Source organism: Vibrio sp. R11-SG3-ISO9 (assembly GCF_059834255.1).
The window spans coordinates 1-11,761 of the sequence record NZ_JCBDGU010000040.1; the positions used below are offsets into that span (position 1 = coordinate 1).

The window sequence follows — 11,761 nt, forward strand, 5'->3', positions numbered from 1 at the left end:
ATGTATACGTGAAAGTTCCAACTGGAGCATGGGACCCAAGCGACGAATATACAAAGAACCAATTCCCAGGAAAGGCCCTCGTAAACTGGGACACGCTCACGCAATACAATCAACCGTCTGAGTTTTCTATGACGAAGTATTGGAATGGATCAGCGTGGTTGGATGTATCTCAGATTATCGACGGCAATTTGATTGTGCATGGCACTATCGGCGCAGATCAAATCGAGTCCGACTCAATCACAGGTGCTCATATCCAAGGCGGAACGATAAAAGGCGGAAACATCGAGGCCGGGATCGAGCTATCCGCGCCACGCATCACGGGCGGAGAGATCACAGGTAATAGGCTTAACGTTCTTTCAGAAATCGTTACAGGTGTACCAAGTCGAAATGAGGCGATTTTCTTATCTGTAGAACAGCCAGAATTTAGGCTTTGGACAGGTGGAGAAGACCCAAGCAAGGCGCCTTTATCAATCTCGAAAAGTGGGCGGCTAAAGGCTATCGATGCGGACATACAAGGAACGGTACAAGGCTCCTTTATCAAAGGTGGCCACGCCGGTTTTGGCACGGGCGGAGATCATGGGCCAGATAAAGATTTCCAGACCTACATATCTCAAGACGGGACGCTTTACACCAATAAATTAAGAGCGTCCGGGATTGAACTCGACGCAATTCAAGGGGACATTTCCGTCGGTAAAACCTACAAAATGACCAAAAACTATTACTTCCCTAAAAGTATTTCTGGATGGCAAGAGCCTGGGACACCAAACAACAAATTTGCTTGGTATAAAAAGTTTCCCGCTTATGGCCGTACACATCTCATTAGGATTCACAAGCTAGGCATTATTAGACCGACCGGGCCGTCCGGCAATGTCAGTGTTTTTCTAGCATATAGGAGGAATGGGACGGGTTGGTATACCAAACAAATAAGTTGGTTGAGCGTCTATGTCGCATCGGGCAAGTCAGTAACGCTTGACACTAAGTACATCAACGACAGGCTTTTCCCTGGCGACACTTACGAGATCAGGCTGTGGGGTGAGGACGTGAGCAGCACATGTAGATTTGGCGTTGGTCAGCTATTTGATTTTGATATCAGGCCATACGAACAGATCTCACCACCAGAATAGAAAGTAAGAAACATCAATCCACAAGGGACCCGAAAGGGTCCCTTTTTTTATGGGGGCAATATGGCCGAAGTTTTAACAGTACAAGAGTTTCGAATCTTACGGGGCGACACCTGGAGGTCGCCAAAATTTAGCTTTTTCAATGAAGACCTTTCCCAAGTGTTGCCGCCAGGTTTTGATCAGGACGATATCGACGACGCAATCAAAGAGGGAAAGCTCACTTTTAGAGACTGGAATGATTACGTGATCAACGCAGACGTTAAATTCGGCGGCCCAGATGGGACCGAATGGTTTGAGCTCACGCAGTACAAACAGATCGATGCTACAGGGCGTTTTCTTTGGTTTGAAATGAGCGCAGTTGAAACCAAAGCGCTTGAGTTCCTAGCTAACCAACCTCTCCCGGTTACGGGTGTATATGACATTGAATTTTGCAAAGCGGGCGAAGTGGTAACGGTCTGGAAAGGGTCCGTAACTCTAAGCGCTGACATTACAGAACGCGAGGTTTGCCAATAATGACAACGCTAGTAGAAATGGAGCAACAAAACGCCTCCTTACTCGTTACCGACGGCGATAAATTTTACATTTATGTAACAGATCATCGAGGGCGAGATCCGTTCGTAGAGCGCGCAGAGGAAGCGGCGGAAAAAGCCGAAGAAATGCGCGATGAGATAATCCCAAAATACAACTCAATTGTTTGGATGCATACCGATGTATCAAACAAACACTCTCAAGTCGTTGACGCTCACGTCGAGGTTATGGACGCAGCGGTCCAGGTTGGTTTAGCACACGAAGACGTTGTAACTAAACACGGCCAGATCGTGGATATGCACGCCGACGTCGACGCGGACCACAAAGACGTTGTAGATAAACACGGCGCCGTCGTGACAATGCACGGAGAGGTCGAAGCAGACCGAGCGGAAGTCGCGGCCAACGCTACAAAAGTTGAGGGGATCGCGGCAGATATTGATCGAGACGTGGAAGACGTTCGAGAGAAACACGCCGACGTTGTCCTAAAGCACACCGAGATCGAAGCAGACCATAAAGACGTTGTAGATAAGCACACCGCCGTCGTGACAATGCACGGAGAAGTCGAAGCAGACCGCGCAGAGGTCGCAACAAACACGGCGGACGTTCGAAAGCTAAAGGGGGAGGTCGACACCGCGCACGGTGAAGTTGAGGCCGATCGCGCAGAAGTAGAAACCAACACCGCTACAGTTGCTCGTCTAAAGGGCGAAGTCGAAACCGCACACACGGACGTAGTAGAAAAGCACGCCGACATTGCCCTAAAACACACAGAAGTCGAAGCGGACCATAAAGACGTTGTAGATAAGCACACCGCCGTCGTGACAATGCACGGAGAAGTCGAAGCAGACCGCGCAGAGGTCGCAACAAACACGGCGGACGTTCGAAAGCTAAAAGGGGAGGTCGACACCGCGCACGGTGAAGTTGAGGCCGATCGCGTAGAAGTGGCCGCGAACAAAACCGCCGTGGACACTGCAAAGAAAAGCGTCGACGAGTCACAGGCCGACGTCGTTCTCAAACATGGCGAAGTAGTAACTATGTACACAGAAGTTACTACGATGCACGGCGAAGTTACCACGATGCACACCAACGTTGAGGGTATTCAAACCGACGTTACCGCCAAGCAAACCGATGTGACAAATAAACACGGAGAGGTCGAGGCCGATCGCGCAGAGGTCGCAGCGAACAAAACCGCCGTGGACACTGCAAAGAAAAGCGTCGACGAGTCACAAGCGGACGTGACCAAAAAGCATGGCGAAGTAACCACACTAACCGGGGAAGCAAAGCAGCATAGAGACGACGCTCTCACGGCTAAAACAGGATCAGAAACCGCGCGCGACACTTCCGAAAAATGGGCGGAAAACCCCGTCGATAAACCCGTCGAGACTGACAAGTTTTCAGCGTTACACCATAGCGAGAAAGCAAAAGGACAGGCGACAGTTGCAACGGGCGCAGCGAGCAACGCAAAGAACGACGCAGACCGAGCTCAAAACGCAGCGGGCCACGCTGTAAACGCTTTTGTAAATGGTGGAGTTTGGAATCCAGGAATGGGGCCGGGCTCCAAGCCAAAGCCTGATTACAATGCAATGTATTACGTCGACCAAGGCGGCAAAGACTTGGACGACGTCAATATTACATGGGGTGTAGGTGACTGGTTGATGTGGTCGAACACGGCAAAACGTCACTCACAGATCACAGGCGACCCGGTAACAGGCGGCGAACCGCTCCCGTTCGAAGTGCCGGATCATATTTTCATGCAGCCGGATAAGGCGATCCGGTTCAAAAAAGATGACATAGACGATGATCCGTCTTATGGCCTTGGATATCGCTTTGTTAAAAGTACAAACCAATATCAATTAATCCTGGGGGATGTAGACCAACAGCAGCAAAATGAATTGTGGCTATATAACCACAATTCAGACCTTGTAAAGATTGTCACAAAGCTAAAACCTGGCGATGAATTTGAGCCTCTTGAATGGTGTACCGTCCTCAACGATAGCAACGGCGTTTTGAAGACGGGCGGAGATTTTACCGGGCCGATCTCAGCCAAAAACCTATCTGTATTAAGCGGCACAGGGGCGGGCGGGAAACTTGAGTTTTACGTAGATCAAGCCAATCCAGGAGATCTAACGGGCTCCATCGATTTCGGCGACGCCGGGGGCGACGATTTCACTTTCAGAAACGAGAAGACGAAAACGGCCCTTGCGGTCGGCGCGGCTCTAAAGTTCAAAAATCAAAAGGTTTATCACGCCGGAGACAAGCCAACCCTAAAAGAACTAGGGGCGGCGGCAGAAGTCCACGAACACACGACCGCACAAGTTGATGGATTAGACGTAGCCCTAGCATCAAAGGCAGCGATCACGGGTGATGCAGCCAAGACGTTTAGTGTTGCGGCTCCAAGTGCAGACGCTCACGCAGCAAACCGAAAGTTTGTTAACGACGGGCTAAGCAAGAAGTCAAACACAGGTCATGAACATGAAACTGGGGATGTGAGCGGGCTAGATCTTGCGCTAGCGGGCAAGTCTAACACAGGCCATGACCATGCGATCGGGGATGTTAAAGAACTAACCGAGAAACTAGCGGGCAAGTCTAACACAGGCCATGACCATGCGATCGGGGATGTTAAAGAACTAACCGAGAAACTAGCAGCCAAGGCGAAGATCGGCGGTGATGCGGAGCAACAATTTTTGGTCAAAGCTCCGACTTTAGATACTCACGCAGCAACTCGAAAGTTTGTTAACGACGGGCTAATCAAGAAGTCAAACACAGGGCATGAACACAAAACTGGGGATGTGAGCGGGCTAGATCTTGCGCTAGAGGGCAAGGCTAACACGTTGCACAAACACGATATTGGGGATGTTAGAACTCTAACTGAGAAGCTAGCTAACAAATCTGAGGTAGGCCACGACCACACGATCGGGGATGTTAAAGAACTAACCGAGAAACTAGCAGCCAAGGCGAAGATCGGCGGTGATGCGGAGCAACAATTTTTGGTCAAAGCTCCGACTTTAGATACTCACGCAGCAACCCGAAAGTTTGTTAACGACGGGCTAATCAAGAAGTCAAACACAGGGCATGAACACAAAACTGGGGATGTGAGCGGGCTAGATCTTGCGCTAGAGGGCAAGGCTAACACGTTGCACAAACACGATATTGGGGATGTTAGAACTCTAACTGAGAAGCTAGCTAACAAATCTGAGGTAGGCCACGACCACACGATCGGGAATATTACAGATCTGCGAGACGAGCTAAACAAAAAATCTGAGGTAGGCCATGAACACAAAACTGGGGATGTTGCCGGGCTAGATGATGCGCTAGCGGGCAAGTCTCCGACAACGCATAAGCACGATGAGCTGTATTACTCACAGACTCACATCAAAACAAACTATGCAAAAAAGGCGGGTGATTTTACTCAAGTGTTTGCGGTAGCGCCTCCGACTAAAGCGGAACACGCAACCAATCAAGAATGGGTTAGCAACAAGCTAGGGGGCAAATCTGACACAGGCCACGATCACAACATGGACAAGATCAACGGCCTAGAAGATGCGTTAGCTAAAAAGTCCGATACAGGCCATACGCACACAACGGGCCAGGTCGACGGGTTGGATAAGAAGCTCGCCGCGAAAGCCCCACTAACTGGGGCCGGAACGTCAGGCACTTGGCCGATTTCGATCACTGGTAATGCGAATACAGCAACCAAGGCAACCAACTCTGACAACTCGGGCAAACTAGAGGGGAAAACAAAGTCGGAGGTTGTTTCAGAAGCTAGAAGCGGCATGGCAACAAATACCGCACTGACTAACCACATAAACGCCAAGAACCCGCACAAAGTCGGAATTTCAGACATAAGCGGACTACAAGAACAGCTTAACTACGGTAAGGGCTTGAGGGAGGGCACGGGGACCGAAGACCCGAACCTAACGACTAAGCACGTCATTATTACCAATCATGCTAACTCTCCGGATAGCACAAAATCTTGGCACATTACGAGCACGTTTGAAAAGGCGGGTGTGCCGACCGCGAACAAGGGGCAGATCGCAGTTGAGTTCAATTCGGGGAGTAAGACATTTAGTCGAATGTTTGTCCGCGCGTTTAACTCAAGCACTGGTTGGTCAAGGTGGAACAAGGTTTATACGGACTATCAAAAGCCTACACCTGGGGACATTGGCGCACCTACTGTAAAGGCGCTCACAGATCACACAGGCGCAACGGCAAACGTCCACGGCGCGACGTCGGGGGCCTCAGCAAACCGAATTGTTGCCAGGGACGCAAACAAAGGGTTTTCGGTTAACTATGTCAATGTCATGACAGATCCGACGACCGCAAACCACGCGGTTAACAAGTCGTTCGCAGACAAAACCTATTTCAGCGCGACAAAAAAACCGACAGTTGGTGATGTCACGGGAATTATTGACGCAGGAACATTTTAATTATGGTTAGTAAAGTAAAACACTACAGAACAAAAACGCCGGGAAAAATCCCGACTTCTTCAAGCATTGAAGAGGGTGAAATTGCAATCAATCTTGCAGACAAGAAAATTTACACAAAGAGCGGCGCGGAGGTAATAGAACTTGTTCCTGTTTCTGACTCAGGCAGGGAGTTAAAAATAGACTACATACCACCGCAATCAGGCTACAGACATGTAATTGCAATCGGCAAAGATGGATACCTATATACGTGGGGTATAAATACACATAGCTGCTTGCCAATTGGTGGGGAATATGGTGCAGGGGAGAGGAAGTCAATTCCGTATAAAGTGCCTCAACTTGACTACACTAGCGGAATTAAAAAGGCCGGTGCGTCTGGATCTTGCACTTGGGTTCTTATGAATGATGGAAAGTTGTATTTCTGGGGAGTCAATGGACATGGACAGGGCGCGACAGGAGACAGTAAGTTAAGAAATACTGTAACACTATCCCAAACCGGGGTAGAGGACATACTCCCACCGGACAGAATACAGTTTAACTATACCGCAATAACATTTTACTTTAAGAAAGGCGGATCTTGGTATGGGTGCGGAGATAACAGTTACGGCCGAATGGGTAACGGGACAACTGCGTCGGTCATTATTCCTGTAAAACTAGCGCTTCCGGAAGGGACGATAAAAAGATTATGGAATTTCTCAGGTAGTTACGGGTGTGTTTTTGCGGAAAGCTCATCGGGCAAACTATATTCAAGTGGGTGTAATTCCAGTGGTCAACTAGGAAACGGGAACACGACCCACCAATCAAGATGGCAACTTGTCCAAGGCAACATCACAAATATTAAAACGTTAGTAGGAGAAAGTGGAGGTCATGGAGGTTCCGCAAATAGTGCGGGCACTGTAGCAGTGTTAACTGACAGCGGGGACATTTACACTTGGGGTCATAATGTTAATGGAGCGTTAGGAGACGGTTCAGACAAGATAAGATCAGTGCCGCAGAAAATAGCAGTTCCATTTAAACCAAAAGAGTTGTTTTCTCAAGGTGGTGGTTACTATTGTTCGTTTTACATTGTTGACTATGACGCAAACAAACTTGCAGTTTGGGGATACAACGCTCAAGGACAGCTAGGACTAGGTGACACTACGGTAAGAAAAACACCTGTTTTAAAAAGCGTATCGATAAAAAAAATGTTCTTTGGAAAAGGAGCGCATCAAAGAGCATACAATTGCAATCCTGCATATTTAGATGACTCAGACAATGTACATCTATGCGGGTACAATGGATATGGGCAGCTAGGAACGTGTGACAAAGTAAATAAAACGTCGTGGACCATTCCATCAATGGGCGTAGGAAATTATGGCAGTGTAAAGCAAATTGTTTGTCTTAATCCTGATGCGGGTGACAGTGCATCTTACGTACTATATGAAGATGGGACACTATTTGGATTTGGATGCGGCTCTTATAACTGGCTTGGTGGAACAAAAAATGACACAACGTATCACGCAGCAAACCCAGTACCGTTACAAGTGATATAGCAAAAAGGGGCCTTTCGGCCCCTCTTTTAGAATCTACTAACAATAAAGCTTAATTGCGTCATGACATTGAACAGGTTTGAAACTCCCCAAGTGCCAAGCCCGAAAACTATCACGAACTCAAGGAGATCACTTGCAACTAACTTGCTTGTTACCATGCGTAACCCGCCAACACATTAAGCGAACCAACGTCGCCTAGATCGCTATTCGTGTAGTAGTCGTAACCCGCTCGAATAGTAAACCCATAGTCTAGGGTGAATTGTGCCGCAGCTCCGAAAATCATTCCTGAGTCAGAGCCTAGATCGTAGACAACGCCTCCCCAATCTAAAGCTAGCTCATGATGAGTGAAACCGGCTTTTAAAATAAGGGTTGTATTGTCGTTCGGCTTAAACATTGCTGCAGGAGCGATCGAGAAAGTATAAACGTTCAAATCAGCGTATTGATCACTAATAGAGTGATAATTGAAACCCGCCTCTACTCCTAAATTTTCTGCAAATTTCCAACCGAAAACAGAGTCTAAGCCGACGCCCGACTCTCTTGTCTTATACCACTCAAATCCGTCTGTCCATTCTACCGTTGTTGATGCCATAGAAACGCCACCAAGAGCCCACATATTGCGGTCTTCGGCTTTTAGTACGTTCGCCACAGATTGAGAAGATAGAGCGGTTAGAGCGCCAACCAACGCGATTTTATTTATAGTTTTCATAGTAAGCCGTATTAATGCAAATTCCCAAAGAGGTGTATTGTTGCAATCCCTAGAACGATTAATCCGATCCCTGCAAGTGTTGCCATGTTTGGCTGAAATCCGGAATACATCGAAACGGCGCATAGAAGCAAAATCCCGCCCCCGGCCCAAATCGCATAAGTGATCGGGATTGGCAGGGCTTTTGTAGCAAGCGAAAGCATATAGAGCGCCCCCGCATACAAGACCCCTACCCCAACAGTTGGCCACAGTTTCGTAAACCCTGCAGTTAGTGGGATTAGACGAGCCGCCCCGACTTCGATAATTATCCCGATTGCTAAATATAACCAATGCATAACAACACCTTTATCTAGGGCCCTCCGGTGATTGAGGGCCTTGTCATTCGCTTATTACCAAGCGTATTGCAGACCCGCGCCGCCGTTAAACTCGCTGTAGCCGCCAGTTGTTTGGTTGATAGTTGCAGACGCAGACCAACCAGAATCCTCGAACGAGTGAGCAACACCAACCGCGATCGCTTGAGCGCTACCCGCGAAACCAGTACCAACACCAAATGCAGTTTGACCGTTTGAAACCATTGGGCGCGCGTTTGTTACAGCGTGTAGAGAGGCGTTAGTCGCATCAAGGCGCTGATCCATTTCTTTAAATTTACGGTCCGTTTCAGCTTTGAAGTTTTCGAAGTTAACCTCTAGTTCGCCAACGCGGCCGTCGATGTCTGCGTATGCCTTTTGTCCCGCTTCGTTCATTCCCTTTACAACATCAACCATGCCAATGTTGTTATCTGGAGTCATATCAACGTTTGACTCAGGGATATTGTTATCTGGAGTCGTGTCAACGCTTGACTCAGGGATATTCATATCGGCGTCAACGCCTGGCAGTGGGTTGTCGATTACTGGCTTGTCTGCGTCAGGATTTGGCGTTCCCTCCGGGATGCCTGGGCCAGTGGTTGGCTTGTCGCCGTCTGGAAGTGGATTCCCTGGGTTGCCTGGAAGTCCATTCCCTGGCTGATCTACGCTTGGCAGATCTGCGCCTGGAAGTGATGGAGCGTTTAGGTTAGCAAACGCAGGAGCCGCAAACATTGTCGCTAGAGACAAAGCAATAATTGATTTTTTCATAACACACCTAAAAAAGAGCCCTCCCTTTCGAGAGGGCATCGGCAAAGCCGAAAGACTAATAAATAGAAATAAACGTGGTTTTTCCCGAACAATGACAACGCTCGTATATGCGAGCTTTTATCCTTGAACGCCCGGAATATTACTCTTAATTTATTTTGAATCAAGAAGAATTTTATAGATTTAGCCAGAAAGGGCGGCGTTTTTATGCAAGATCATGAATTTTAGGCGAAAAAAAACCGGACTATTGCCCGGCTCTTTTAATTGAGCTTTTAACTATGCTCCAAGATCTCCGAAACCTGTTCTTTCTTCTTGTTCGGTTTCTTCCTCTTGCGTCTCTTCCTGGGCCTCTACGGCTTTCTCAGGGGCTTTGGCGACTTCCTGGGGCTTTGGCTCCACTTGCCCTTTAAAGACGCTGATATAGTATTCTAGCTGCTCTAGTGACATCGGTTCGCCTCTACGGGCTGCGCTTGCCAGTAAATCGGCTAGAGGTTGGCACACGTTCGCTAGAGAACGGCCAACGATTAGCGTCTCAATTGTGGCGGTAGATTTACGGCCACGACCTAGACCGTCGGCCCAGTTAATGATCTCTTTCTCCGCCGGATCTTGGTCGTTTAAGTAAATTTGTGGTCCTTTCTTAGTCGCCATTATAAGCCCTTATTATTTAGCTATGGCCGCGATCGCTTTCGCAAGCGCCTCGACCGGGTTCTCTATTACTTGAGGCTCTAGGCCGTCAATTTCATTTAGTGTGTCCGCAAGTAATTCAGCTCCGCCACCGATACAAAAGCAGTTTGAAAGCATTTGAAGATCTTCACCTAGAAAATCGACAATTAGGTTTTTAGCCTTTGCCATGACTGGCGCGGTTGATTCCTTGCGGTTAATTTTGAATTTCCCGCCCGAAGCTTTGCCCGTCTCTAGTAGTTTCTTTAAAACTAGATCACGGCGCTTAGGGATACCAGAGTCGATCATTACCTGGTCGAATGTGTCAAACATCCCAAGGCTGTATGACTCTGCTTTTAATCGTTCTTTAGCAGCTCCAGAGAACAAGCACAGATCGAGAGTTGTTCCTCCCATATCGGCTAAGAACGTCAGTTCTTCGTCATCGACGAGAGCCTTTCCTCTTGGTCCTACTAAGTTTGGATAACATGCGGGAATACCCTCGGGGAAGACCATCACGTCGACGATCTCGTTTGCCTGGAGGTTTGAATCGCTTTTAACTGCTCGCAGGATGTTGGCTTTCTTGCGTTGGATGTTCGCCTCGTTTTTCTCTTTGCCCTTGTAGAACTGGGACAAAGGAAGCGTAACGGCGAGCGTGATTTGCTCGCCTTTGAATCCTGCTCTATGCAATGCGTAGTGAATGGCTGCTACTGAGTGCGATCCGTATTGATAACCCTCGTTTTTAGAGCGGATTGATTCCGCGTTCTCTAAAAAGCAAAGTGTTTCGTCGCCAACGTCAGTGGTCACAGTGTAGTTTCTCCCTCCGTCCTCAGAGAAACCACGCCCATATTCTGCAGAATTGCTCACGGTTAAGGTTTTTAATTCCTTGTCTTCGAACCATGCCAATTTGACAGAGGTCGAGCCGTCGTCCGCGACGACTAACTTTTTATTGTCCATTTCTATTCCTGTTTAGAGTTGTTTTAATTGTAAATCTCGTTGTATGCGCTGATCTGCTTTCCCGTGCAATAGTCGGCCATTGAGTAATCTTTTTTATCTACCCAGTGCCAACATGTTTTTACTACGGCGTCCAGAAGCGGATCAATTTCTTCGATTTCTTCGAGCTTGTCAGTGAATCCGATAAACCCGTCAATCTGCTTGTCGATACAATACTTTTGCATTTTAAAATCACCGGACCAACGCTCGCCGCAGTATGATTTAATCTCGGCCATTGTTTCGCCCTCGGCGTTCGCCTGGAAAGAAGCACAAGCCGCGAGAATTAGAATGATTTTTTTAATGTTCATGTGATGCCTTACAATTCTTTTTGATTCTATAGTATGTTTAAAAAATTTAAAATGATTTATTTACGGATAGCCGCAACCGTGCAAGCGTGAGTTTGACGGCCAATTGAAAGGGCCTCGATCTCGCTTTCTGCTTCAATCTCTAGGGTTTCGAACTGCTCGGCCTGGGGGCGGTTAAAGTCGAATGTTTGACGGTTTAGGCCGATTAAAGTAAACTTTTTCATTAACTAAATTCCTGTTTAGTGACTCAAACCCCGGCCCGACCGTCCAAAGTTGGCCGGGGTTTTGTTTTATTTGCTGTATGTGTATAAACAAATCTGATCTTGATGTTTCCGAACCACTCGGCTCGCATGTTTGATAATTCCGTTCACTTGTTGGAACGAGTAGAGAATGTG

At 47.9% G+C, this 11,761-nt stretch carries 11 protein-coding genes; 4 read left to right on the plus strand and 7 right to left on the minus strand.

Annotation, left to right across the window (positions count from 1 at the left end):
* From AC6R05_RS13350 to AC6R05_RS13365, 4 genes are all read left to right on the plus strand, one after another.
* Window positions 1-1,124 (plus strand): hypothetical protein (locus tag AC6R05_RS13350; RefSeq protein WP_500647655.1); only part of this gene is annotated, 1,124 nt, incomplete at its 5' end.
* Between the two features lie 60 nt (window positions 1,125-1,184).
* Entirely contained in the window at window positions 1,185-1,634 is a 450-nt protein-coding gene (locus AC6R05_RS13355; RefSeq protein ID WP_500647656.1) for a hypothetical protein, read from the plus strand.
* Complete coding sequence (locus AC6R05_RS13360; protein ID WP_500647657.1) at window positions 1,634-6,073, plus strand: hypothetical protein; 4,440 nt, start codon at window positions 1,634-1,636, stop codon at window positions 6,071-6,073. Before AC6R05_RS13355 ends, AC6R05_RS13360 begins: the two co-directional genes overlap by 1 nt.
* A 2-nt stretch (window positions 6,074-6,075) precedes the next feature.
* Window positions 6,076-7,602, plus strand: a complete 1,527-nt coding sequence (locus AC6R05_RS13365) for an RCC1 domain-containing protein (RefSeq protein WP_500647658.1) — start codon at window positions 6,076-6,078, stop codon at window positions 7,600-7,602.
* Between the two features lie 148 nt (window positions 7,603-7,750).
* Here AC6R05_RS13365 and AC6R05_RS13370 read toward each other — a convergent pair whose 3' ends face one another.
* From AC6R05_RS13370 to AC6R05_RS13400, 7 genes are all read right to left on the minus strand, one after another.
* Entirely contained in the window at window positions 7,751-8,305 is a 555-nt protein-coding gene (locus AC6R05_RS13370; RefSeq protein ID WP_500647659.1) for an outer membrane beta-barrel protein, read from the minus strand.
* Window positions 8,306-8,316: 11 nt separating this feature from the next.
* Window positions 8,317-8,637, minus strand: a complete 321-nt coding sequence (locus AC6R05_RS13375; RefSeq protein ID WP_500647660.1) for a DMT family transporter — start codon at window positions 8,635-8,637, stop codon at window positions 8,317-8,319.
* Between the two features lie 54 nt (window positions 8,638-8,691).
* On the minus strand, window positions 8,692-9,414 hold the full coding sequence (locus AC6R05_RS13380) for a YadA C-terminal domain-containing protein (RefSeq protein WP_500647661.1): 723 nt from the start codon (window positions 9,412-9,414) through the stop codon (window positions 8,692-8,694).
* A 273-nt stretch (window positions 9,415-9,687) separates the two neighbouring features.
* Window positions 9,688-10,059, minus strand: coding sequence for a hypothetical protein (locus tag AC6R05_RS13385; protein ID WP_500647662.1), 372 nt, complete (start codon window positions 10,057-10,059; stop codon window positions 9,688-9,690).
* Between the two features lie 12 nt (window positions 10,060-10,071).
* Window positions 10,072-11,025 carry a plasmid segregation protein ParM domain-containing protein gene (gene parM / locus AC6R05_RS13390; RefSeq protein WP_500647663.1) on the minus strand — a complete coding sequence of 318 codons (954 nt, stop codon included), beginning with the start codon at window positions 11,023-11,025 and terminating at the stop codon, window positions 10,072-10,074.
* 23 nt (window positions 11,026-11,048) lie between these two features.
* Window positions 11,049-11,369 (minus strand): hypothetical protein, encoded by a 321-nt coding sequence (locus AC6R05_RS13395; protein WP_500647664.1) that lies wholly within the window; start codon window positions 11,367-11,369, stop codon window positions 11,049-11,051.
* 56 nt (window positions 11,370-11,425) lie between these two features.
* The gene (locus AC6R05_RS13400) at window positions 11,426-11,590 is read right to left on the minus strand and encodes a hypothetical protein (protein WP_500647665.1); all 165 of its coding nucleotides are present in this window, start codon (window positions 11,588-11,590) and stop codon (window positions 11,426-11,428) included.
* Window positions 11,591-11,761: the final 171 nt, after the last annotated feature.

What these genes read in the sequence shown, in the direction of transcription:
- AC6R05_RS13380 (WP_500647661.1), bottom strand. Translation starts at nt 9,414, where the DNA reads ATGAAAAAATCAATTATTGCTTTGTCTCTAGCGACAATGTTTGCGGCT.
- AC6R05_RS13395 (WP_500647664.1), bottom strand. Translation starts at nt 11,369, where the DNA reads ATGAACATTAAAAAAATCATTCTAATTCTCGCGGCTTGTGCTTCTTTC.
- AC6R05_RS13400 (WP_500647665.1), bottom strand. Translation starts at nt 11,590, where the DNA reads ATGAAAAAGTTTACTTTAATCGGCCTAAACCGTCAAACATTCGACTTT.
- AC6R05_RS13355 (WP_500647656.1), top strand. Translation starts at nt 1,185, where the DNA reads ATGGCCGAAGTTTTAACAGTACAAGAGTTTCGAATCTTACGGGGCGAC.
- AC6R05_RS13375 (WP_500647660.1), bottom strand. Translation starts at nt 8,637, where the DNA reads ATGCATTGGTTATATTTAGCAATCGGGATAATTATCGAAGTCGGGGCG.
- AC6R05_RS13370 (WP_500647659.1), bottom strand. Translation starts at nt 8,305, where the DNA reads ATGAAAACTATAAATAAAATCGCGTTGGTTGGCGCTCTAACCGCTCTA.
- AC6R05_RS13360 (WP_500647657.1), top strand. Translation starts at nt 1,634, where the DNA reads ATGACAACGCTAGTAGAAATGGAGCAACAAAACGCCTCCTTACTCGTT.
- AC6R05_RS13365 (WP_500647658.1), top strand. Translation starts at nt 6,076, where the DNA reads ATGGTTAGTAAAGTAAAACACTACAGAACAAAAACGCCGGGAAAAATC.
- AC6R05_RS13385 (WP_500647662.1), bottom strand. Translation starts at nt 10,059, where the DNA reads ATGGCGACTAAGAAAGGACCACAAATTTACTTAAACGACCAAGATCCG.
- parM (WP_500647663.1), bottom strand. Translation starts at nt 11,025, where the DNA reads ATGGACAATAAAAAGTTAGTCGTCGCGGACGACGGCTCGACCTCTGTC.